Genomic DNA, 24,495 nt, shown 5'->3' on the forward strand with positions numbered 1-24,495 from the left:
GCTCAGGCGGCTTGCTGTTCGGCGCGTGCGCGGCGCTTTGCTTCGTGGGCGAGTGCGGCTTCGCGCACCCATGCGCCGTCCTCGTGCGCTTTCACGCGGGTCGCGAGACGTTCCTTGTTGCACGGGCCGTCGCCGTTGACTACGCGCCAGAATTCGTCCCAGTCGATCGTGCCGTAGTCGTGGTGGCCGCGCGCCTCGTTCCACTTCAGGTCGGGGTCGGGCAGCGTCACGCCGAGCACCTTCGCCTGGTCGACCGTCGCGTCGACGAACTTCTGCCGCAGGTCGTCGTTCGAGATCCGCTTGATGCCCCATTTCGCGGACTGGTTGCTGTGAACCGAATCGGCGTCGCTCGGGCCGAACATCATCAGCACCGGCCACCACCAGCGGTTCACGGCCTGCTGGACCATCGCGCGTTGCGCGTCGCTGCCCTTCATCATCGAGAGCAGCGCGTCGAAGCCTTGACGCTGGTGGAACGATTCTTCCTTGCACACGCGGATCATCGCGCGCGCGTACGGGCCGTACGTGCAGCGGCACAGCGGGATCTGGTTCATGATCGCGGCGCCGTCGACGAGCCAGCCGATCACACCGACGTCGGCCCAGGTGGGCGTCGGGTAGTTGAAGATGCTCGAGTATTTCGCCTTGCCGGCGAGCAGCGCGTCGATCAGCGAATCGCGCGATACGCCGAGCGTTTCGGCCGCGCTATAAAGATAGAGGCCGTGGCCGGCTTCGTCCTGGACCTTCGCGAGCAGGATCGCCTTGCGCTTCAGGCTCGGCGCGCGCGAGATCCAGTTGCCTTCAGGCAGCATGCCGACGACTTCCGAGTGCGCGTGCTGCGAGATCTGGCGTACCAGCGTCTTGCGATAGGCATCGGGCATCCAGTCCTGCGGTTCGATCTTGCCGTCGGCGGCCATGACCGCATCGAACCGCGCCTGCTCGGGCGACTCGGCTGCGGCGTCGAGTGGCGCGACGTTGCCGGGGATGTCGAGGGATTGCGTGTACATGGCGAGGCTCTCGTCCGGTTGAATGTGTGCGAAGTATAAACCAACCGACCGGTCGGTTAATAAATTTCTTGTGGATTTGCGGTGAGATTCGGGTAAACGAGGGACGTCGGGGCGCGATCGGGCGGCGTGATGGTGGTCCGGCGCGTGGGGTTCGCGTCTTCTGCGGCACAATGCCCGCTTTCCGACGAGGATTTTGCCGATGTCATTCCGAAGCAGTATCGCCGCGGCCGTGCTGGGTGCGGTTGTCCTTGTATCGCCGCTTGCGGCGTCGGCCTCGGCCGCGCCGGCCGGATGGGTTGCCGCGTGGGCGACCGCGCTGCAGCCGATTCCCGACCTTGCCGCACCGCCGCCGCTTTATCGCGCACCCGACGTGTCCGGGCGAGCCGTACGCCAGATCGTCTACCCGACTGTGTCGGGGCGCGCCGCGCGGATCCGCGTCAGTAATGCATATGGCCGTACGCCGCTGATCGTCGAGGCGGCGAGCCTCGCGCGCGCCGGCGAAGGGGCGGCACTTGCCGGCGGTGTGGCGGCGCCGGTCCGGTTCGGCGGCAAGGCTTCGGTGACGCTTGGGCCGGGCCAGGAACTTGAAAGCGATCCGGTGGCGATCGACGTGACGGCCGGGCGGCCGTACGCGATCAACCTCCAGATGGGACCGAACCAGCGGATGACGGTCTGGCACCGCGTGTCGAACCAGTTCAACTATGTGTCTGCACCGGGCGATCACGTGAATGATCCGGGTGCGGCCGCGTTCCGCACCCGCTTTACCCAATATGCATGGGTGACCGAGCTCGCGGTCGAGGCCGGGGCCGCGCACGCCAGCGTTGCCGCGATCGGCGATTCGATCACCGATGGGCTGCGCTCGAGCGTGAACCGGAACCACCGTTGGCCGGACGCATTGGCGCGTCGGCTGACCGCCTCGGGCGTGGAGTCGATCGGCGTCACGAATCTTGGTATCAGCGGGAACCGGCTGCTTAGCGATTCTGCGTGCTACGGCACGTCGCTGGCGTCGCGGTTCGAGCGCGATGCGCTGTCGCGCGCGGGTGTGAAGGCGGCGATCGTGCTGATCGGGATCAATGACATCAACTTCGCGGCGATGCCGCCGCGCGCGGGGCTCGATTGTGACCACCCGCATACGCAGGTCACCGCTGCATCGCTGATCGACGGCTACCGCCGGCTGATCGAAGCAGCGCATCGTCAGGGTGTGAAGGTTTTCGGTGCGACGCTGACACCGGCCGGGCTGCCGGCGGGGCGCGAAGCGATCCGGCTTGAGGTGAACCGGTGGATCCGGAGCGGTAGCGGGTTCGACGGTGTGGTCGACTTCGATGCGGTGCTGCGCGATCCGGCGCGCCCGAGTGTGCTGCAGCGTCGCTACGATAGCGGCGACGGCATTCACCCGAGCGACGCCGGCTACGCGGCGATGGCCGACGCGGTGCCGGTCGAGCAACTGCAGGCTGCCGTAGGCGGCAAGTGACGCACCTCTATATATAGAGGGAAGTGTTGCCGGCGACCGGGATGTCAGCAGCGTCACGCGGCCCGTCGTACCCCAAGCCCCCGTGCGCGTCAGCGCACGGGGGCTTTTTCAAACTTTTTTCACAAAGGGGCTTGCGTAGTTGGGGACGGGTGCTTAGAATCACGCCTCTTTCGCGCTAACGGAAACACGGCGCGGAAGAGGGAAGCAGGGTTGGCGGTGTGCTGGAGTCTGGAGCGCGCAACCGGCCTGGAAGTTGAGCCCCGCAGTCGCAACGATGTAGTGAAAAAAGTTGTTGACGAAATGCGAAACACGGTTCATAATCTCGCTTCTCTGCTGCTGAAAACGCAGCGCTGCTGAGAAACGCGAAGTTCCTCGCAGAAACGCTCTTTAAAAATTAACAGCCGATAAGTGTGGGCGCTTGATGGAAGCGAGCTGATCCTCGGATCAGATAGCGAAAGTATCAAGAGTCTCACACTAAAGTAAGTCAGGTTTATGAAGTAATTCATTTACCTGTCAGCTTTGAGTGAGCGACCGGTTCTTAACTGAACCGAAAACAGTAACAGGTTTAAACTGAAGAGTTTGATCCTGGCTCAGATTGAACGCTGGCGGCATGCCTTACACATGCAAGTCGAACGGCAGCACGGGTGCTTGCACCTGGTGGCGAGTGGCGAACGGGTGAGTAATACATCGGAACATGTCCTGTAGTGGGGGATAGCCCGGCGAAAGCCGGATTAATACCGCATACGATCTACGGATGAAAGCGGGGGACCTTCGGGCCTCGCGCTATAGGGTTGGCCGATGGCTGATTAGCTAGTTGGTGGGGTAAAGGCCTACCAAGGCGACGATCAGTAGCTGGTCTGAGAGGACGACCAGCCACACTGGGACTGAGACACGGCCCAGACTCCTACGGGAGGCAGCAGTGGGGAATTTTGGACAATGGGCGAAAGCCTGATCCAGCAATGCCGCGTGTGTGAAGAAGGCCTTCGGGTTGTAAAGCACTTTTGTCCGGAAAGAAATCCTTGGCTCTAATACAGTCGGGGGATGACGGTACCGGAAGAATAAGCACCGGCTAACTACGTGCCAGCAGCCGCGGTAATACGTAGGGTGCGAGCGTTAATCGGAATTACTGGGCGTAAAGCGTGCGCAGGCGGTTTGCTAAGACCGATGTGAAATCCCCGGGCTCAACCTGGGAACTGCATTGGTGACTGGCAGGCTAGAGTATGGCAGAGGGGGGTAGAATTCCACGTGTAGCAGTGAAATGCGTAGAGATGTGGAGGAATACCGATGGCGAAGGCAGCCCCCTGGGCCAATACTGACGCTCATGCACGAAAGCGTGGGGAGCAAACAGGATTAGATACCCTGGTAGTCCACGCCCTAAACGATGTCAACTAGTTGTTGGGGATTCATTTCCTTAGTAACGTAGCTAACGCGTGAAGTTGACCGCCTGGGGAGTACGGTCGCAAGATTAAAACTCAAAGGAATTGACGGGGACCCGCACAAGCGGTGGATGATGTGGATTAATTCGATGCAACGCGAAAAACCTTACCTACCCTTGACATGGTCGGAATCCCGCTGAGAGGTGGGAGTGCTCGAAAGAGAACCGGCGCACAGGTGCTGCATGGCTGTCGTCAGCTCGTGTCGTGAGATGTTGGGTTAAGTCCCGCAACGAGCGCAACCCTTGTCCTTAGTTGCTACGCAAGAGCACTCTAAGGAGACTGCCGGTGACAAACCGGAGGAAGGTGGGGATGACGTCAAGTCCTCATGGCCCTTATGGGTAGGGCTTCACACGTCATACAATGGTCGGAACAGAGGGTTGCCAACCCGCGAGGGGGAGCTAATCCCAGAAAACCGATCGTAGTCCGGATTGCACTCTGCAACTCGAGTGCATGAAGCTGGAATCGCTAGTAATCGCGGATCAGCATGCCGCGGTGAATACGTTCCCGGGTCTTGTACACACCGCCCGTCACACCATGGGAGTGGGTTTTACCAGAAGTGGCTAGTCTAACCGCAAGGAGGACGGTCACCACGGTAGGATTCATGACTGGGGTGAAGTCGTAACAAGGTAGCCGTATCGGAAGGTGCGGCTGGATCACCTCCTTTCCAGAGCTATCTCGCAAAGTTGAGCGCTCACGCTTATCGGCTGTAAATTTAAAGACAGACTCAGGGGTCTGTAGCTCAGTCGGTTAGAGCACCGTCTTGATAAGGCGGGGGTCGTTGGTTCGAATCCAACCAGACCCACCACCGTCTTGACTGGCGGTACACCCTGAGGAATATCTGTACATGGGGGCATAGCTCAGCTGGGAGAGCACCTGCTTTGCAAGCAGGGGGTCGTCGGTTCGATCCCGTCTGCCTCCACCAATCACCAACGCTAAGGGCTTGGTTCAGACACTGAACCGAGAATTTTGCATTGGCGATTGAGCCAGTCAGATGATATGAATAAAACCATATCGGCTGTCGTTCTTTAACAATCTGGAAGAAGTAAGTAATTTGGATAGCGGAAGCGTCTATGAGATGGACGTGAAAACTATCCGGGTTGTGATTGTATCGATGTATCTCAAGATGATTCGAACTCTATGTTTGACTCAATTGGAATACGGCACAAATGCGAGAACTCAACCTGTAACGACTGTCGAGAGACAGACTCGTTATAGGGTCAAGCGAACAAGTGCATGTGGTGGATGCCTTGGCGATCACAGGCGATGAAGGACGCGGTAGCCTGCGAAAAGCTACGGGGAGCTGGCAAACAAGCTTTGATCCGTAGATGTCCGAATGGGGAAACCCACTCCTTTTGGAGTATCCATGGCTGAATACATAGGCCATGTGAAGCGAACGCGGTGAACTGAAACATCTAAGTAACCGCAGGAAAAGAAATCAACCGAGATTCCCAAAGTAGTGGCGAGCGAAATGGGATGAGCCTTGTACTCTTTATTTGTATTGTTAGCCGAACGCTCTGGAAAGTGCGGCCATAGCAGGTGATAGCCCTGTAGGCGAAAACAGTATGAAAGAACTAAGTGTACGACAAGTAGGGCGGGACACGTGAAATCCTGTCTGAAGATGGGGGGACCATCCTCCAAGGCTAAATACTCGTGATCGACCGATAGTGAACCAGTACCGTGAGGGAAAGGCGAAAAGAACCCCGGGAGGGGAGTGAAATAGATCCTGAAACCGCATGCATACAAACAGTCGGAGCCTCGTAAGGGGTGACGGCGTACCTTTTGTATAATGGGTCAGCGACTTACGTTCAGTAGCAAGCTTAACCGTATAGGGCAGGCGTAGCGAAAGCGAGTCCGAATAGGGCGTTCAGTTGCTGGGCGTAGACCCGAAACCAAGTGATCTATCCATGGCCAGGATGAAGGTGCGGTAACACGTACTGGAGGTCCGAACCCACTAACGTTGAAAAGTTAGGGGATGAGCTGTGGATAGGGGTGAAAGGCTAAACAAACTTGGAAATAGCTGGTTCTCTCCGAAAACTATTTAGGTAGTGCCTCGTGTCTCACCTTCGGGGGTAGAGCACTGTCATGGTTGGGGGGTCTATTGCAGATTACCCCGCCATAGCAAACTCCGAATACCGAAGAGTGCAATCACGGGAGACAGACATCGGGTGCTAACGTCCGGTGTCAAGAGGGAAACAACCCAGACCGCCAGCTAAGGTCCCCAAATATAGCTAAGTGGGAAACGAAGTGGGAAGGCTAAAACAGTCAGGAGGTTGGCTTAGAAGCAGCCACCCTTTAAAGAAAGCGTAATAGCTCACTGATCGAGTCGTCCTGCGCGGAAGATGTAACGGGGCTAAGCTATATACCGAAGCTGCGGATGCGTGCTTTGCACGCATGGTAGGAGAGCGTTCTGTAAGCCTGCGAAGGTGTCTCGGAAGGGATGCTGGAGGTATCAGAAGTGCGAATGCTGACATGAGTAGCGATAAAGGGGGTGAAAGGCCCCCTCGCCGTAAGCCCAAGGTTTCCTACGCAACGTTCATCGGCGTAGGGTGAGTCGGCCCCTAAGGCGAGGCAGAAATGCGTAGCTGATGGGAAGCAGGTCAATATTCCTGCACCATTGTTAGATGCGATGGGGGGACGGATCGCGGAAGGTTGTCCGGGTGTTGGAAGTCCCGGTCGCTGCATTGGAGAAGGCGCTTAGGCAAATCCGGGCGCGGAATTCAAGGGTGTGGCGCGAGCTCCTTAGGGAGCGAAGCAATTGGAAGTGGTTCCAAGAAAAGCCTCTAAGCTTCAGTCTAATGATGACCGTACCGCAAACCGACACAGGTGGGCGAGATGAGTATTCTAAGGCGCTTGAGAGAACTCGGGAGAAGGAACTCGGCAAATTGGTACCGTAACTTCGGGATAAGGTACGCCCTTGTAGCTTGATGCCCCTGCGGGCAAAGGGTGAAGGGGTTGCAATAAACTGGTGGCTGCGACTGTTTAATAAAAACACAGCACTCTGCAAACACGAAAGTGGACGTATAGGGTGTGACGCCTGCCCGGTGCCGGAAGATTAAATGATGGGGTGCAAGCTCTTGATTGAAGTCCCGGTAAACGGCGGCCGTAACTATAACGGTCCTAAGGTAGCGAAATTCCTTGTCGGGTAAGTTCCGACCTGCACGAATGGCGTAACGATGGCCACACTGTCTCCTCCCGAGACTCAGCGAAGTTGAAGTGTTTGTGATGATGCAATCTACCCGCGGCTAGACGGAAAGACCCCATGAACCTTTACTGTAGCTTTGCATTGGACTTTGAACCGATCTGTGTAGGATAGGTGGGAGGCTATGAAACCGGAACGCTAGTTTCGGTGGAGCCGTCCTTGAAATACCACCCTGGTTTGTTTGAAGTTCTAACCTTGGCCCGTGATCCGGGTCGGGGACAGTGCATGGTAGGCAGTTTGACTGGGGCGGTCTCCTCCCAAAGCGTAACGGAGGAGTACGAAGGTACGCTAGGTACGGTCGGAAATCGTGCTGATAGTGCAATGGCATAAGCGTGCTTAACTGCGAGACCGACAAGTCGAGCAGGTGCGAAAGCAGGTCATAGTGATCCGGTGGTTCTGTATGGAAGGGCCATCGCTCAACGGATAAAAGGTACTCTGGGGATAACAGGCTGATACCGCCCAAGAGTTCATATCGACGGCGGTGTTTGGCACCTCGATGTCGGCTCATCTCATCCTGGGGCTGTAGCCGGTCCCAAGGGTATGGCTGTTCGCCATTTAAAGAGGTACGTGAGCTGGGTTTAAAACGTCGTGAGACAGTTTGGTCCCTATCTGCCGTGGGCGTTGGATATTTGAAGGGGGCTGCTCCTAGTACGAGAGGACCGGAGTGGACGAACCTCTGGTGTACCGGTTGTCACGCCAGTGGCATCGCCGGGTAGCTATGTTCGGAAGAGATAACCGCTGAAAGCATCTAAGCGGGAAACTCGCCTTAAGATGAGATATCCCTGGGGACTAGATCCCCTTGAAGGGTCGTTCGAGACCAGGACGTTGATAGGTCAGGTGTGTAAGCGCAGTAATGCGTTCAGCTAACTGATACTAATTGCCCGTAAGGCTTGATCCTATAACAAGTCTGTCTCGCGCTGAACACAGCGCGTCGGACTGGTTGATTCTCGTGTGTGATACACACAACTCAAAATTACTGCTTCTTCCAAGATTGGTTGTGCTGCGAAGCCAGCACAACAACCCCTTTTGCCTGATGACCATAGCGAGTCGGTCCCACCCCTTCCCATCCCGAACAGGACCGTGAAACGACTCTACGCCGATGATAGTGCGGATTCCCGTGTGAAAGTAGGTAATCGTCAGGCTCCCTAAGCCGAGAACCCCCGCCCGAAAGGCGGGGGTTTTTGCATTGGCGCGGCAGAAATGCACTAACGATCGGGACGGACGGCCAGGCTGGAGCTGGGGCGCCGAATGCGCCGATCCAGGCACCTGCGGTTCTCGAGCAATCCGCGGCACCGCCGCCACGCAAATATTTAGGTGCGTTTCGCTGCGCTCCACATCAATCTGGCTGGAGCCGAAGCGGCGAATGCGTCGACTCGGGCCTCCATTGTTCTCGAGCGGTCGACAGCTCTGCGCCACTGATCAAGCCGATCGAGCTGGCCCCGCACTCGTGGCTGGCGCTGGCCGAAACCCACATTCAAACATCCGCCCTCCTGCTGTTCACGACGATGACGGCCAGGTCGAGTAGCGTCTCCATCGCATACCTGACTACCTCTCGACGTAGATTTGAGCGTCGCGGGCTCTGGTCCGATGTGGCATCGTCGACTCCTCGATTGCCGACTATCGGACGTCGTTCAGCGGCGTATTGAGCTCATCCTTGGCCTAAAGTCACCATTGCAATTCCGTGCCTATTGAGCATGTTTCGCGGCCTCCGTCACTGCGTGAAGCGCCAACATGACCCGGGCAACGGGTCACCTCAATCGGGCGTTTGGGCGTGTTCTAGCCACGAGCGCTGAAAGACTGCTACCCATCGAGCGAGTGAAGACGGATTGCGCCTAGGATGACATCGTGTAGCCATTCAGAGCTTTTGGGGCCTCAATTCATTGCATCTTCGCTCAAGCTGACCCACGCGAAGATACGGGCACGCGTAATCAGTCGGTTCGAAAGAAGCGGCGTGTCGCGCAAACCGCACGTCCGCGAGTTCATCGACCGGATAGCATCAGAAATCCGCGCCGTTGCTTTTGACGAGCACGGGCCGCCCGTCGCGCAACACCTAGATTTCTTCGATGAGTGAATAAGCCGTGCCGCCAAAGCAGTCTCGCCCTTCGTTCATTGAACGCGAAGTGTGTGCCGCCGACGTCGACGCCGGTCGATCGCGCCGTGCTTGCGGTACTCGGATCTCGGAGTGCGGAGCCATCGATGGGCGAAAACCAGCGCGCCGTGTTCCGGCCTTGATCTCGGGTGAGCACGACCAACGCCGGGAGCGAGCAGTAGGTACTGAAGACCGGATGTCGAACGCCAGCTTTCCGGTGCCGTCGGATGGATGCGGAGCGGAAAACGCGCCGGCGTCGAACCCTGCGCAGGTATTGATGTTCAGCTGCATGAGGCGAGCATCGTACGGGCACGCAGGATGTCGTGTGTATGCCGCGGACTCGCTGCGACAGGCCGACCAGATACTGGTGTCCGTCCGCTTGATGGCGAGATGCAGTGGGCGGCACATTGCAGAATGTTCGCCGAGATCGCTTCGACAAGCCTGCGGGGCAGGCTCGGGCGGGGCCGCATATAGTCGCCGAGCAATGGCTGTAATGGGTCGATGCTCGCCGGTCCGCCGGACTCACGCTCTGGTGCGTTATCGCCGGCGCAGGCGAGATTACATGGACACCTCGTTGAGCGGCCACGCATAGGCGATCGCATCTTGGCTCAACGGGGAGGCCCAGCAGAACCGATGCGCACGGCACCGAGGCAGCCGGCATCTAGTGGGGGCTTCAGTCGGTCATATGCGGTGAGCACTGCGGCTGCCGCCGGGCGTCCTGGAGCGTGGCTGTCAGCCAGCGCCAGCTGGCGGATTCTGGTGATCGTGCTCGGGCGATACCGGGCGTTCGACGGACCGGCGGCACGCGCGGTCAAAGCCGTGAAGGTCATCGCAACGGCAAGCCGGCGCATGAGGATCCGAACCGGAGGCGGACAGTCCCGCGATGGCATCGCGCCTGTCGCTTCAGTCGGCAAAGGTTGGTGTCGCGCCCATGATTTCCGGTCGGCGGCCGGCCGGATGGCCCGAAGCAGCTGCCGGAAAACACCCGAAAGCCTTGCCATCTATATCGCCTGCAGGTCCGGCCAGACAACCGTGAGATCGGAGGCGGCATCGCGCAAAGTATCGGGGATTGATCAACGAATCCGCCCGGCACGAAATTTGCGGAAATTTTTCGTTTACCCGCTTGGCAGAGTGCGAAAGAGGTCGTATGATGGCGGTCTTTCGTTTTCAGCGTAGATGCAGATCGACGTTGAGGGCGGAGTCTGACGAAGATGTGGCACTGATCGGTAGCACCCATACTTGCCTTAGCCGGGCAAGGGCGGGAGATCGGTGGTCAAGCGGGTGTCGGGAAGAGAGCGAAAATAATCTTCCGGATGTGCTTGACAGATGTGCGATGCACCCCCATAATCGTCAGTTCTCTACGGAGGGGTGCCCGAGTGGCTAAAGGGGGCAGACTGTAAATCTGTTGGCTTACGCCTACGTTGGTTCGAATCCAACCTCCTCCACCAAGATTATCAGCGCAGTGAGCGGTAAGGAATCGTTTGTGGCCCGTGCGGGTGTAGCTCAATGGTAGAGCAGAAGCCTTCCAAGCTTACGACGAGGGTTCGATTCCCTTCACCCGCTCCAGACCGCGAAGTTGAAGCGTAAAGCGCCCATGTGGCTCAGTGGTAGAGCACTCCCTTGGTAAGGGAGAGGTCGGCAGTTCGATCCTGCCCATGGGCACCAGCAGTACAAAGTCAGTGTCTTGTTTGCGCGCGGCGCAACCTGTGAAATTCCTTTTGGGAGTCGAAAATGGCCAAGGGTAAATTCGAGCGGACCAAGCCGCACGTGAACGTTGGTACGATTGGTCACGTTGACCACGGCAAGACGACGCTGACGGCAGCGATCACGACGGTTCTGACGAAGAAGTTCGGCGGCGAAGCGAAGGCATACGACCAGATCGACGCGGCACCGGAAGAAAAGGCGCGCGGCATCACGATCAACACGGCGCACGTCGAGTACGAAACGGCTAACCGCCACTACGCACACGTCGACTGCCCGGGCCACGCTGACTATGTGAAGAACATGATCACGGGCGCAGCGCAGATGGACGGCGCGATCCTGGTTTGCTCGGCAGCTGACGGCCCGATGCCGCAGACGCGTGAGCACATCCTGCTGGCGCGTCAGGTTGGCGTTCCGTACATCATCGTGTTCCTGAACAAGTGCGACATGGTGGACGACGCTGAACTGCTCGAGCTGGTCGAGATGGAAGTTCGCGAACTCCTGTCGAAGTACGACTTCCCGGGCGACGACACGCCGATCGTGAAGGGTTCGGCCAAGCTGGCGCTGGAAGGCGACACGGGCGAGCTGGGCGAAGTGGCGATCATGAGCCTGGCCGACGCGCTGGACACGTACATCCCGACGCCGGAGCGTGCAGTTGACGGCGCGTTCCTGATGCCGGTGGAAGACGTGTTCTCGATCTCGGGCCGTGGTACGGTCGTGACGGGTCGCGTTGAGCGCGGCATCGTGAAGGTCGGCGAAGAAATCGAAATCGTCGGTATCAAGCCGACGGTGAAGACGACCTGCACGGGCGTTGAAATGTTCCGCAAGCTGCTGGACCAAGGTCAAGCAGGCGACAACGTTGGTATCCTGCTGCGCGGCACGAAGCGTGAAGACGTGGAGCGTGGCCAGGTTCTGGCGAAGCCGGGTTCGATCACGCCGCACACGCACTTCACGGCTGAAGTGTACGTGCTGAGCAAGGACGAAGGCGGCCGCCACACGCCGTTCTTCAACAACTACCGTCCGCAGTTCTACTTCCGTACGACGGACGTGACGGGCTCGATCGAGCTGCCGAAGGACAAGGAAATGGTGATGCCGGGCGACAACGTGTCGATCACGGTGAAGCTGATTGCACCGATCGCGATGGAAGAAGGTCTGCGCTTCGCAATCCGCGAAGGCGGCCGTACGGTCGGCGCCGGCGTCGTCGCCAAGATCATCGAGTAAGCCAGTTATTCGTTGATCGACAGTTTTGGGGCTGGCAACAGCCGGCCCCAGCATGGTTTAGGGGTATAGCTCAACTGGCAGAGCGTCGGTCTCCAAAACCGAAGGTTGGGGGTTCGATTCCCTCTGCCCCTGCCAAAAAATAGCCACGTGTCCTACGTGGCATTTGTTTTAAGGTGTTATGGCGAATCCATCCGTCGAAACTGTAAATACCTCCGGCGATAAGCTGATGCTGGCCCTGGGCGTATTGTTGGTCTTGGCCGGATTCGTGGGCTTCTTCTGGCTGGCCAATCAGCAGTGGTATGTCCGCGGTGCCGCGTTGGCGGTAGGTATCATCGCCGGCGTGGCCGTCGGGCTGATGTCCGCACCTGGCAAGAGCCTCATCGCCTTTGCCAAGGATTCGTACAAGGAAGTCCGCAAGGTCGTTTGGCCCACCCGCAAGGAAGCAACGCAAACCACACTCGTCGTGTTCGGTTTCGTGCTCGTGATGGCGATTTTCCTCTGGTTGAGTGACAAATCGATCGAATGGGTGATTTTCTCGGCGATTCTGGGTTGGAAATGATATGAGCGATACTCCGGCATCCCCGAGCGGAAAGCGTTGGTACGTCGTGCACGCCTACTCCGGTATGGAGAAGAGCGTGCAACGTGCGCTTCAGGAGCGCATTGAACGTGCTGGCATGCAGGACAAATTCGGTCAGATCCTGGTCCCGACCGAAGAAGTGGTCGAAGTCAAAGGCGGCCACAAGGCAGTAACCGAGCGTCGTTTCTTCCCCGGCTACGTGCTGGTTGAGATGGAAATGACGGACGAAACGTGGCACCTCGTGAAGAACACCGCGAAGGTCACCGGTTTCGTCGGCGGTGCACGTAACCGCCCGACCCCGATTTCCCCGAAGGAAGTCGAGAAGATCATGTCGCAGATGCAGGAAGGCGTTGAGAAGCCGCGCCCGAAGACCCTGTTCGAAGTCGGCGAGATGGTGCGTGTCAAGGAAGGCCCGTTCACGGACTTCAATGGCACCGTCGAAGAAGTCAACTACGAAAAATCGCGCGTGCGTGTGTCGGTCACCATCTTTGGTCGATCCACCCCGGTCGAACTCGAGTTCGGCCAGGTCGAAAAAGTTTGATCCCGATTCGGTGGGCAGCCTCGGCTGCCCACCTTCGCGCTTACGGCCCGCGTCATGGCCGTTGAGGAGCGTCAGTAGCCAGTGGCGAAAGCGCGTTACTACTCACCGAACGCCTTCTCCGGCGTTCCAATGAGGTTCACAAATGGCAAAGAAGATTATCGGCTTTATCAAGCTGCAGATCCCTGCAGGTAAAGCCAACCCGTCGCCGCCGGTCGGTCCGGCACTGGGCCAGCGCGGCCTGAACATCATGGAGTTCTGCAAGGCGTTCAACGCGCAGACTCAAGGCATGGAGCCGGGTCTGCCGGTGCCGGTGGTCATCACGGCATTCGCTGACAAGAGCTTCACGTTCGTGATGAAGACGCCGCCGGCGACCGTCCTGATCAAGAAGGCGGCGAAGGTGGACAAGGGCTCGAGCAAGCCGCACACCGACAAGGTCGGTTCGATCACGCGCGCTCAAGCTGAAGAAATCGCGAAGACCAAGATGCCGGACCTTACGGCAGCTGATCTGGACGCAGCCGTTCGCACCATCGCTGGTAGCGCACGCTCGATGGGCATCACTGTGGAGGGCGTGTAAATGGCTAAGATCTCCAAGCGCCGTCAGGCATTTGCTGCCAAGGTTGATCGTCAGAAGCTGTACGCGATCGAAGAAGCACTGAGCCTCGTGAAGGAATGCGCGAGCGCGAAGTTCGACGAGTCGATCGACGTCGCAGTCCAGCTCGGCATCGATGCGAAGAAGTCGGACCAGGTCGTTCGTGGTTCGGTCGTTCTGCCGGCAGGTACGGGCAAGTCGGTTCGCGTTGCTGTGTTCGCGCAAGGCGAGAAGGCTGAGCAAGCGCGTGCAGCAGGCGCGGAAATCGTCGGTATGGAAGACCTGGCAGAGCAGATCAAGGCTGGCCAGATGGACTTCGATATCGTGATCGCTTCGCCGGACACGATGCGTATCGTCGGTACGCTCGGCCAGATCCTCGGCCCGCGCGGCCTGATGCCGAACCCGAAGGTCGGTACGGTCACTCCGGACGTCGCAACCGCCGTCAAGAACGCGAAGGCTGGTCAGGTGCAATTCCGTGTCGACAAGGCCGGTATCATCCACGCGACCATTGGCCGTGCATCGTTCGAACCGACCGCACTGCGTTCGAACCTGTCGGCACTGATCGAAGCGCTGCAGAAGGCAAAGCCGGCAACGAGCAAGGGCGTCTACCTGCGCAAGATTGCACTGTCGAGCACGATGGGCGTCGGCGTTCGCGTCGACCAGGGTACGCTGGCAGCACAGTAAGCAAGTATTCGGGCCGCTTCGTTCGCGAAGCGGCCTACATGGGCTTTGGGCGGTTGTTCGTGCAGTAGGCGGGCAACCGGTTATCAAAGACCGTTGGTGGGGCGCAGCAGTCAGGTGATCCCTTAATTCAAGCCAACGCAGATGGCGAACCCGAGAAAGTTTTGCAGTGGTGAAGCCGCAGGCCGTGAAGCGATTCCCGGCGTGAGGTGGAAATACTCCTAACGAGGTCGGACGCCGTTGTTGAACGAGGTACGCGAGGTTTCGTGCCGAACGTATCGTTTCTGGAGGCTAACCGTGCCGCTTAATAGAGAAGACAAGCAAGCCGTCGTCGCTGAGGTTTCCGCGCAAGTCGCGAAGGCCCAGACCGTTGTGCTGGCTGAGTATCGTGGAATTGCGGTTGGCGATCTGACCAAGCTGCGCGCGCAAGCGCGTGAGCAACAGGTTTACCTGCGCGTGTTGAAGAACACGCTGGCGCGTCGCGCTGTTGAAGGTACGCCTTTTGCTCCGCTGGCAGAGCAGATGACTGGCCCGTTGATCTACGGCATCTCGGAAGATGCAATTGCTGCTGCTAAGGTCGTCAACGACTTCAGCAAGAGCAATGACAAGTTGGTCATCAAGGCTGGTTCGTTCGATGGCAAGGTGATGGACAAGGCTGGCGTGCAAGCGCTGGCAAGCATCCCGAGCCGCGAAGAACTGCTCTCGAAGCTGCTGTTCGTTATGCAATCGCCTGTTTCGAGCTTCGCGCGCGCTCTTGCCGCGCTGGCCGAGAAGAAGCAAGCGGAAGCTGCGTAATCGAACGTGCATCAGCGTCATTGATCGCTGGCTGTATCCGAATTCAATTTAGGAGTATTTCAAATGGCAATCGCAAAAGAAGACATCCTGGCAGCAGTCGAAGGGATGACCGTTCTGGAACTGAACGAACTGGTCAAGGCATTCGAAGAGAAGTTTGGCGTGTCGGCAGCTGCAGTGGCAGTCGCTGGCCCGGCAGGCGGCGGCGCTGCTGCTGCTGCTGAAGAGCAGACCGAATTCACGGTCATGCTGCTCGAAGCAGGCGGCAACAAGGTTGCAGTCATCAAGGCAGTTCGCGAACTGACGGGCCTGGGCCTGAAGGAAGCGAAGGACCTGGTTGACGGCGCACCGAAGCCGGTCAAGGAAGCAGTGCCGAAGGCTGCTGCTGACGAAGCCAAGAAGAAGCTGGAAGACGCAGGCGCGAAGGCCGAAATCAAGTAAGTTTCGGCGCGCTGTGCGAAGGCTGGCGGTATTTTCACCGCCGGCCTTTTTGTGCTTTGTGGGGTCGTTATTCTGGCACTCATTCGGGAGCCCGAATAATCGGCCCCAGAAGCCAAAGAAAACCGTCTGATCGTTGCGATTGATCACGAATGGCGGTTCTCTTTGTCTTCTGAAGCGACTGCAGAAGGCAAGTTTGGTCGGGTAGCGGGCAACACAGGCATCCGCTGCCGTCAGCCAGCGGTTGGTAGCGGCCAACCACCAAGCTTCTCGGCTCGTTCAAGCCGTGTCGGACGGCCATCGGGTCTCAGTCGGTGAACACTCGGGTTTGAAACGTCCAGGTATTCCGCCTCGATAGCACCCGCCGTGATTCGGAGATCGTATGCAATATTCCTTCACCGAGAAGAAGCGCATTCGCAAGAGTTTCGCGAAGCGCCCCATCGTTCACCAAGTTCCTTTCTTGCTGGCTACCCAGCTTGAATCATTCAGCACGTTTCTGCAAGCCGATGTGCTCGCGGCGCAACGCAAGCCCGAAGGTTTGCAGGCCGCGTTCACGTCGGTATTTCCCATTGTTTCGCACAACGGCTTCGCTCGCCTCGAGTTCGTGAGCTACGCGCTGTCCGCGCCGGCATTCAACATCAAGGAATGCCAGCAGCGCGGCCTGACGTACTGCTCCGCACTGCGCGCGAAGGTCCGCCTTGTCATCCTCGACAAGGAATCGCCGAACAAGCCGGTCGTCAAGGAAGTGAAAGAGCAGGAAGTGTACATGGGCGAAATGCCGCTCATGACGCCGACGGGCTCGTTCGTCATCAACGGCACCGAGCGTGTCATCGTCTCGCAGCTGCACCGTTCGCCGGGCGTGTTCTTCGAACACGACAAGGGCAAGACGCACAGCTCGGGCAAGCTGCTGTTCTCGGCACGGATCATTCCGTATCGCGGCTCGTGGCTCGACTTCGAATTCGACCCGAAGGACATCCTGTACTTCCGCGTCGACCGTCGCCGCAAGATGCCGGTCACGATCCTGCTGAAGGCCATCGGCCTGACACCGGAACAGATCCTCGCGAACTTCTTCGTGTTCGACAACTTCACGCTGATGGACGAAGGCGCGCAACTCGAGTTCGTGCCCGAGCGCCTGCGTGGTGAAGTCGCGCGTTTCGACATCACGGATCGTGATGGCAAGGTCATCGTCCAGAAGGACAAGCGGATCAACGCGAAGCACATTCGCGACCTCGAAGCCGCGAAGACCAAGTTCATCTCGGTGCCGGAAGACTATTTGCTCGGCCGCGTGCTGGCGAAGAACGTCGTCGACGGTGACACCGGCGAAGTGATCGCGAGCGCGAACGACGAAGTCACGGAAAGCGTGCTCGAGAAGCTGCGCGAAGCGGGCATCAAGGACATCCAGACGCTCTACACGAACGACCTGGACCAGGGCCCGTACATTTCGTCGACGCTGCGTGTCGACGAAACGACCGACAGGACGGCTGCGCGCATCGCGATCTACCGCATGATGCGTCCGGGCGAGCCGCCGACCGAAGAAGCGGTCGAGGCACTGTTCAACCGTCTGTTCTATAGCGAAGAAGCGTACGACCTGTCGAAGGTCGGCCGTATGAAGTTCAACCGCCGCGTCAGCCGTGACGAGATCACCGGCCCGATGACGCTGCAGGACGACGACATCCTCGCGACGATCAAGATCCTCGTCGAGCTGCGCAACGGCAAGGGCGAAGTGGACGACATCGACCACCTCGGCAACCGTCGCGTGCGTTGCGTCGGCGAACTGGCGGAAAACCAGTTCCGCGCAGGTCTCGTGCGTGTCGAGCGCGCGGTCAAGGAACGCCTCGGCCAGGCCGAAAGCGAAAACCTGATGCCGCACGACCTGATCAACTCGAAGCCGATTTCGTCGGCGATTCGCGAGTTCTTCGGTTCGTCGCAGCTGTCGCAGTTCATGGACCAGACCAACCCGCTGTCGGAAATCACGCACAAGCGCCGTGTTTCCGCACTGGGCCCGGGCGGTCTGACGCGCGAACGCGCAGGCTTCGAAGTCCGCGACGTGCACCCGACCCACTATGGCCGCGTGTGCCCGATCGAAACGCCGGAAGGTCCGAACATCGGCCTGATCAACTCGCTCGCACTGTATGCGCACCTGAACGAGTATGGCTTCCTCGAGACGCCGTACCGCAAGGTCGTGGACAGCAAGGTGACCGACCAGATCGACTACCTGTCGGCGATCGAAGAAGGCCGCTACATGATCGCTCAGGCGAACGCCGCGATCGACGAGAACGGCCAGCTGATCGACGAACTCGTGTCGTCGCGTGAAGCCGGCGAAACGATGATGGTCACGCCGGACCGTATCCAGTACATGGACGTCGCGCCGTCGCAGATCGTGTCGGTGGCAGCTTCGCTGATTCCGTTCCTTGAACACGATGACGCGAACCGTGCACTGATGGGTTCGAACATGCAGCGTCAGGCCGTGCCGTGTCTGCGTCCGGAAAAGCCGGTCGTCGGTACGGGCATCGAGCGCACCTGCGCGGTCGACTCGGGTACGACGGTTCAGGCGTTCCGCGGTGGCGTCGTCGATTATGTCGACGCAGGCCGTATCGTGATTCGCGTGAACGACGACGAAGCAGTCGCAGGTGAAGTCGGTGTCGACATCTACAACCTGATCAAGTACACGCGTTCGAACCAGAACACGAACATCAACCAGCGTCCGATCGTGAAGATGGGCGACAAGGTCTCGCGCGGCGACGTGCTGGCCGACGGCGCCTCGACGGACCTGGGCGAGCTCGCGCTCGGCCAGAACATGCTGATCGCGTTCATGCCGTGGAACGGCTACAACTTCGAGGATTCGATCCTGATCTCGGAGAAGGTCGTTGCAGACGATCGCTACACGTCGATCCACATCGAAGAGCTGAACGTCGTTGCACGCGACACGAAGCTCGGGCCGGAAGAAATCACGCGCGACATCTCGAACCTGGCAGAAGTCCAGCTCGGCCGTCTCGACGAATCGGGCATCGTGTACATCGGTGCTGAAGTCGAAGCAGGCGACGTGCTGGTCGGCAAGGTCACGCCGAAGGGCGAGACCCAGCTGACGCCGGAAGAGAAGCTGCTGCGCGCGATCTTCGGCGAGAAGGCTTCGGACGTGAAGGACACGTCGCTGCGCGTGCCGTCGGGCATGAGCGGCACCGTGATCGACGTCCAGGTGTTCACGCGTGAAGGCATCCAGCGCGACAAGCGTGCGCAACAGATCATCGACGATGAACTGAAGCGTTACCGTCTCGACCTGAACGACCAGCTGCGCATCGTGGAAGGCGACGCGTTCCAGCGTCTCGCACGCATGCTCGTGGGCAAGGTCGCGAACGGTGGTCCGAAGAAGCTCGCGAAGGGTACGAAGATCGACCAGGCTTACCTGGAAGACCTCGACCACTACCACTGGTTCGACATCCGCCTCGCGGACGACGAAGCAGCGGCGCAGCTCGAAGCGATCAAGAACTCGATCGAAGAAAAGCGTCACCAGTTCGACCTCGCGTTCGAAGAGAAGCGCAAGAAGCTCACGCAAGGCGACGAACTGCCGCCGGGCGTGCTGAAGATGGTCAAGGTGTACCTCGCGGTCAAGCGTCGCCTGCAGCCTGGCGACAAGATGGCAGGCCGTCACGGTAACAAGGGTGTCGTGTCGAAGATCGTCCCGATCGAAGACATGCCGTACATGGCCGATGGCCGTCCGGCAGACGTCGTGCTGAACCCGCTGGGCGTTCCGTCGCGGATGAACGTGGGTCAGGTTCTGGAAGTGCACCTCGGCTGGGCCGCGAAGGGTCTCGGCTGGCGTATCGGCGAAATGCTGCAGCGTCAGGCGAAGATCGAGGAAATGCGCGTGTTCCTGACGAAGATCTACAACGACTCGGGCCGCCAGGAAGACCTGGAAAGCTTCACCGACGAAGAGATCCTCGAACTCGCGAAGAACCTGCGCGAAGGCGTGCCGTTCGCAACGCCGGTGTTTGACGGTGCGACCGAGGAAGAAATGGGCAAGATGCTCGACCTCGCGTTCCCGGACGACATCGCTGAACAGCTCGGCATGAACCCGTCGAAGAACCAGGTCCGTCTGTACGACGGCCGCACGGGTGAAATGTTCGAACGTCGCGTGACGCTTGGCTACATGCACTACCTGAAGCTGCACCACTTGGTCGACGACAAGATGCACGCGCGTTCGACCGGTCCGTACTCGCTCGTCACGCAGCAGCCGCTGGGTGGTAAGGCGCAGTTCGGTGGCCAGCGTTTCGGTGAAATGGAAGTGTGGGCACTCGAAGCGTACGGCGCGTCCTACGTGCTGCAGGAAATGCTGACGGTGAAGTCGGACGACGTGAACGGCCGTACCAAGGTTTATGAAAACCTGGTCAAGGGCGATCACGTGATCGATGCAGGCATGCCGGAATCCTTCAACGTGCTCGTGAAGGAAATCCGCTCGCTCGGTATCGACATCGATCTCGACCGCAATTAATCGGACTACGGAGAGAAAGCAATGAAAGCTCTGCTCGATCTATTCAAGCAAGTCCAACAGGAAGAAGTTTTCGACGCGATCAAGATCGGTCTGGCCTCGCCGGACAAGATCCGTTCGTGGTCGTTCGGCGAAGTGAAGAAGCCGGAGACCATCAACTACCGTACGTTCAAGCCGGAACGCGATGGTCTCTTCTGCGCGAAGATCTTCGGGCCGATCAAGGACTACGAGTGCCTGTGCGGCAAGTACAAGCGTCTGAAGCACCGCGGCGTGATCTGCGAGAAGTGCGGCGTCGAAGTGACGCTGGCGAAGGTGCGTCGCGAACGGATGGGCCACATCGAGCTGGCCTCGCCGGTCGCTCACATCTGGTTCCTGAAGTCGCTGCCGTCGCGTCTGGGCATGGTGCTCGACATGACGCTGCGCGACATCGAACGCGTGCTGTACTTCGAAGCCTATGTGGTGATCGAACCGGGCATGACGCCGCTGAAGGCGCGGCAGATCATGACCGAAGAGGATTACTACAACAAGGTCGAGGAATACGGCGACGAATTCCGTGCCGAAATGGGCGCGGAAGGCGTGCGTGAACTGCTGCGCGCGATCAACATCGACGAGCAGGTCGAGACGCTGCGCACCGAGCTGAAGAACACCGGCTCGGAAGCGAAGATCAAGAAGTACGCGAAGCGCCTGAAGGTCCTCGAGGCATTCCAGCGCTCGGGCATCAAGCCCGAGTGGATGATCCTCGAAGTGCTGCCGGTGCTGCCGCCGGAACTGCGTCCGCTCGTGCCGCTGGACGGTGGCCGTTTCGCGACGTCGGACCTGAACGACCTGTATCGCCGCGTGATCAACCGTAACAACCGGTTGAAGCGTCTGCTCGAGCTGAAGGCGCCTGAAATCATCGTCCGCAACGAAAAGCGGATGCTGCAGGAAGCCGTCGACTCGCTGCTCGACAACGGTCGTCGCGGCAAGGCGATGACGGGTGCGAACAAGCGTCCGCTGAAGTCGCTCGCCGACATGATCAAGGGTAAGGGCGGTCGTTTCCGTCAGAACCTGCTGGGCAAGCGCGTCGACTACTCGGGCCGTTCGGTCATCGTGGTCGGCCCGACGCTGAAGCTGCACCAGTGCGGTCTGCCGAAGCTGATGGCGCTCGAACTGTTCAAGCCGTTCATCTTCAACAAGCTGGAAGTGATGGGCGTTGCGACGACCATCAAGGCTGCGAAGAAGGAAGTCGAGAACCAGACGGCTGTGGTGTGGGACATCCTCGAAGAGGTGATCCGCGAGCACCCGGTGATGCTGAACCGTGCGCCGACGCTGCACCGTCTCGGTATCCAGGCATTTGAGCCGGTGCTGATCGAAGGCAAGGCAATTCAGCTGCACCCGCTCGTCTGCGCGGCGTTCAACGCCGACTTCGACGGTGACCAGATGGCCGTTCACGTGCCGCTGTCGCTCGAAGCGCAGATGGAAGCGCGTACGCTGATGCTGGCGTCGAACAACGTCCTGTTCCCGGCCAACGGCGATCCGTCGATCGTGCCGTCGCAGGATATCGTGCTGGGTCTGTACTACGCGACCCGCGAAGCGGTCAACGGCAAGGGCGAAGGCCTGTCGTTCACGGGCGTGTCGGAAGTGATCCGCGCGTACGAGAACAAGGAAGTCGAGCTCGCATCGCGCGTCAACGTGCGGATCACCGAAATGGTCCACAACGAAGACACGTCGGAAGGCGCACCGCCGTTCGTGCCGAAGATCTCGCTGTACGCGACGACCGTCGGTCGCGCGATCCTGTCGGAGATCCTGCCGCACGGCCTGCCGTTCTCGGTGCTGAACAAGCCGCTGAAGAAGAAGGAAATCTCGCGCCTGATCAACACGGCGTTCCGCAAGTGCGGTCTGCGCGCGACGGTGGTGTTTGCCGACCAGCTGATGCAGTCGGGTTTCCGTCTCGCGACGCGTGCCGGCATCTCGATCTGCGTGGACGACATGCTCGTGCCGCCGCAGAAGGAAACGATCGTCGGCGACGCCGCGAAGAAGGTGAAGGAGTACGACCGTCAGTACATGTCGGGTCTCGTCACCGCGCAGGAACGCTACAACAACGTGGTCGACATCTGGTCGGCAACGTCGGAAGCGGTCGGCAAGGCGATGATGGAGCAGCTGTCGACGGAGCCGGTGACGGACCGCGACGGCAAGGAAACGCGCCAGGAATCGTTCAACTCGATCTACATGATGGCCGACTCGGGCGCCCGGGGTTCGGCGGTTCAGATTCGTCAGCTGGCCGGTATGCGAGGCCTGATGGCGAAGCCGGACGGCTCGATTATCGAGACGCCGATTACCGCGAACTTCCGCGAAGGTCTGAACGTGTTGCAGTACTTCATCTCGACCCACGGTGCACGTAAGGGTCTGGCTGATACGGCACTGAAGACCGCGAACTCGGGTTACCTGACGCGTCGTCTCGTCGACGTCACGCAGGATCTGGTCGTGGTGGAAGACGATTGCGGCACGTCGAACGGCGTGGCGATGAAGGCACTCGTCGAAGGCGGTGAAGTCGTCGAAGCGCTGCGTGACCGTATCCTCGGCCGCGTTGCGGTTGCGGACGTCGTGAACCCGGAAACGCAGGAAACGGTGTACGAATCGGGCACGCTGCTCGACGAAACGGCGGTCGAGGAAATCGAACGCCTCGGCATCGACGAAGTGCGCGTTCGCACGCCGCTGACCTGCGAAACGCGTTACGGCCTGTGCGCAGCCTGCTACGGCCGTGACCTCGGCCGCGGCTCGCTCGTGAACGTCGGCGAAGCAGTCGGCGTGATCGCGGCACAGTCGATCGGTGAACCGGGCACGCAGCTGACGATGCGTACGTTCCACATCGGTGGTGCGGCATCGCGTGCGGCAGTGGCTTCGTCGGTCGAAGCGAAGAGCAACGGTATCGTCCGCTTCACGGCGACGATGCGCTACGTTACGAACGCGAAGGGCGAGCAGATCGTCATTTCCCGTTCGGGCGAAGCGATGATCACCGACGACTTCGGTCGCGAGCGCGAGCGTCACAAAGTGCCGTACGGCGCGACGCTGCTGCAGCTCGACGGCGTGACGATCAAGGCAGGCACGCAGCTCGCCACGTGGGATCCGCTGACGCGTCCGATCATCACCGAGTACGGTGGTACGGTGAAGTTCGAGAACGTCGAGGAAGGCGTGACCGTCGCGAAGCAGATCGACGACGTGACCGGCCTGTCGACGCTGGTCGTGATCGACGTGAAGCGTCGTGGCTCGCAAGCTTCGAAGAGCGTGCGTCCGCAGGTCAAGCTGCTCGACGCGAACGGCGACGAAGTGAAGATTCCGGGCACGGAGCACGCAGTGCAGATCGGCTTCCAGGTCGGCGCACTGATCACCGTGAAGGATGGCCAGCAGGTGCAGGTCGGTGAAGTGCTTGCACGTATCCCGACGGAAGCGCAGAAGACGCGTGACATTACCGGCGGTCTGCCGCGGGTGGCGGAACTGTTCGAAGCGCGTTCGCCGAAGGATGCCGGCATTCTCGCGGAAGTCACCGGTACGACGTCGTTCGGTAAGGATACGAAGGGCAAGCAGCGTCTCGTCATCACGGACCTCGAGGGCAACCAGCACGAGTTCCTGATCGCGAAGGAAAAGCAGGTTCTGGTTCACGATGCTCAGGTCGTCAACAAGGGCGAAATGATCGTGGACGGTCCGGCCGATCCGCACGACATCCTGCGTCTGCAGGGTATCGAGGCGCTGTCGCGCTACATCGTCGACGAAGTGCAGGACGTGTATCGTCTGCAGGGCGTGAAGATCAACGACAAGCACATCGAGGTGATCGTTCGCCAGATGCTGCGTCGTGTGCAGATCACCGACAACGGTGATACGCGCTTCATCCCGGGCGAACAGGTCGAGCGTTCCGACATGCTGGACGAGAACGATCGCATGATCGCCGAGGACAAGCGTCCGGCTTCGTACGACAACGTGCTGCTCGGTATCACGAAGGCATCGCTGTCGACCGACTCGTTCATCTCCGCGGCATCGTTCCAGGAAACGACCCGCGTGCTGACCGAAGCGGCGATCATGGGCAAGCGCGACGATCTGCGTGGCCTGAAGGAAAACGTGATCGTCGGCCGTCTGATTCCGGCCGGTACGGGTCTCGCGTTCCACAAGGCACGCAAGGCGAAGGAATCGTCGGATCGCGAGCGTTTCGACCAGATCGCAGCGGAAGAGGCATTCGACTTCGGCACGCCGAGCGCGCCGGCAGAAGAGCCGCAGCAACACCCGGCAGCCGAGTAAGCGC

11 protein-coding genes, 6 tRNA genes and 3 rRNA genes are annotated in these 24,495 nt (G+C 59.5%); 19 read left to right on the plus strand and 1 reads right to left on the minus strand.

What is annotated here, in order from left to right; genetic code table 11:
• Positions 1–2 precede the first annotated feature (2 nt).
• A complete protein-coding gene (gene paaA / locus BCEP18194_RS07205) occupies positions 3–1,001 on the minus strand; it encodes a 1,2-phenylacetyl-CoA epoxidase subunit PaaA (protein WP_011350663.1) in 999 nt (332 codons plus the stop codon).
• A gap of 199 nt (positions 1,002–1,200) precedes the next feature.
• Here paaA and BCEP18194_RS07210 point away from each other — a divergent pair, with 199 nt between their 5' ends.
• The 19 genes from BCEP18194_RS07210 (at position 1,201) to rpoC (ending at position 24,491) form a co-directional block, all read left to right on the plus strand.
• Positions 1,201–2,472 carry an SGNH/GDSL hydrolase family protein gene (locus BCEP18194_RS07210; protein WP_011350664.1) on the plus strand — a complete coding sequence of 424 codons (1,272 nt, stop codon included), beginning with the start codon at positions 1,201–1,203 and terminating at the stop codon, positions 2,470–2,472.
• 567 nt (positions 2,473–3,039) lie between these two features.
• A 16S ribosomal RNA gene (locus BCEP18194_RS07215) occupies positions 3,040–4,572 on the plus strand.
• Between the two features lie 64 nt (positions 4,573–4,636).
• Positions 4,637–4,713: transfer RNA gene (locus BCEP18194_RS07220), tRNA-Ile, on the plus strand.
• A gap of 41 nt (positions 4,714–4,754) precedes the next feature.
• Positions 4,755–4,830: transfer RNA gene (locus BCEP18194_RS07225), tRNA-Ala, on the plus strand.
• 293 nt (positions 4,831–5,123) lie between these two features.
• Positions 5,124–8,005, plus strand: a 23S ribosomal RNA gene (locus BCEP18194_RS07230).
• A gap of 131 nt (positions 8,006–8,136) precedes the next feature.
• Positions 8,137–8,249 (plus strand): 5S ribosomal RNA (rrf, locus tag BCEP18194_RS07235).
• The 16S, 23S and 5S rRNA genes sit together here with 2 tRNA genes alongside, the layout of an rRNA operon.
• A gap of 2,309 nt (positions 8,250–10,558) precedes the next feature.
• A tRNA-Tyr gene (locus tag BCEP18194_RS07240) sits at positions 10,559–10,644 on the plus strand.
• A gap of 44 nt (positions 10,645–10,688) precedes the next feature.
• Positions 10,689–10,762, plus strand: a tRNA-Gly gene (locus BCEP18194_RS07245).
• A gap of 24 nt (positions 10,763–10,786) precedes the next feature.
• Positions 10,787–10,861, plus strand: a tRNA-Thr gene (locus BCEP18194_RS07250).
• A gap of 66 nt (positions 10,862–10,927) precedes the next feature.
• Positions 10,928–12,118 carry an elongation factor Tu gene (gene tuf, locus BCEP18194_RS07255; RefSeq protein ID WP_011350666.1) on the plus strand — a complete coding sequence of 397 codons (1,191 nt, stop codon included), beginning with the start codon at positions 10,928–10,930 and terminating at the stop codon, positions 12,116–12,118.
• Between the two features lie 59 nt (positions 12,119–12,177).
• Positions 12,178–12,253, plus strand: a tRNA-Trp gene (locus BCEP18194_RS07260).
• 43 nt (positions 12,254–12,296) lie between these two features.
• The gene (gene secE / locus BCEP18194_RS07265) at positions 12,297–12,677 is read left to right on the plus strand and encodes a preprotein translocase subunit SecE (RefSeq protein ID WP_006482892.1); all 381 of its coding nucleotides are present in this window, start codon (positions 12,297–12,299) and stop codon (positions 12,675–12,677) included.
• A gap of 1 nt (position 12,678) precedes the next feature.
• A complete protein-coding gene (nusG, locus tag BCEP18194_RS07270; protein ID WP_006400672.1) occupies positions 12,679–13,236 on the plus strand; it encodes a transcription termination/antitermination protein NusG in 558 nt (185 codons plus the stop codon).
• Positions 13,237–13,378: 142 nt separating this feature from the next.
• Entirely contained in the window at positions 13,379–13,810 is a 432-nt protein-coding gene (gene rplK, locus BCEP18194_RS07275; RefSeq protein WP_006477201.1) for a 50S ribosomal protein L11, read from the plus strand.
• On the plus strand, positions 13,811–14,509 hold the full coding sequence (gene rplA, locus BCEP18194_RS07280; protein ID WP_011350667.1) for a 50S ribosomal protein L1: 699 nt from the start codon (positions 13,811–13,813) through the stop codon (positions 14,507–14,509). It begins immediately after the preceding gene.
• A 294-nt stretch (positions 14,510–14,803) separates the two neighbouring features.
• A complete protein-coding gene (gene rplJ / locus BCEP18194_RS07285; RefSeq protein WP_011350668.1) occupies positions 14,804–15,301 on the plus strand; it encodes a 50S ribosomal protein L10 in 498 nt (165 codons plus the stop codon).
• A gap of 63 nt (positions 15,302–15,364) precedes the next feature.
• Positions 15,365–15,739: a 50S ribosomal protein L7/L12 gene (gene rplL, locus BCEP18194_RS07290; RefSeq protein ID WP_011350669.1), complete on the plus strand. Its 375-nt coding sequence runs from the start codon at positions 15,365–15,367 to the stop codon at positions 15,737–15,739.
• A 379-nt stretch (positions 15,740–16,118) separates the two neighbouring features.
• On the plus strand, positions 16,119–20,225 hold the full coding sequence (rpoB, locus tag BCEP18194_RS07295) for a DNA-directed RNA polymerase subunit beta (protein ID WP_011350670.1): 4,107 nt from the start codon (positions 16,119–16,121) through the stop codon (positions 20,223–20,225).
• A 21-nt stretch (positions 20,226–20,246) separates the two neighbouring features.
• Entirely contained in the window at positions 20,247–24,491 is a 4,245-nt protein-coding gene (rpoC, locus tag BCEP18194_RS07300) for a DNA-directed RNA polymerase subunit beta' (RefSeq protein WP_011350671.1), read from the plus strand.
• Positions 24,492–24,495 lie beyond the last annotated feature (4 nt).

It is taken from the genome of Burkholderia lata, from assembly GCF_000012945.1.
Lineage (GTDB): Bacteria > Pseudomonadota > Gammaproteobacteria > Burkholderiales > Burkholderiaceae > Burkholderia > Burkholderia lata.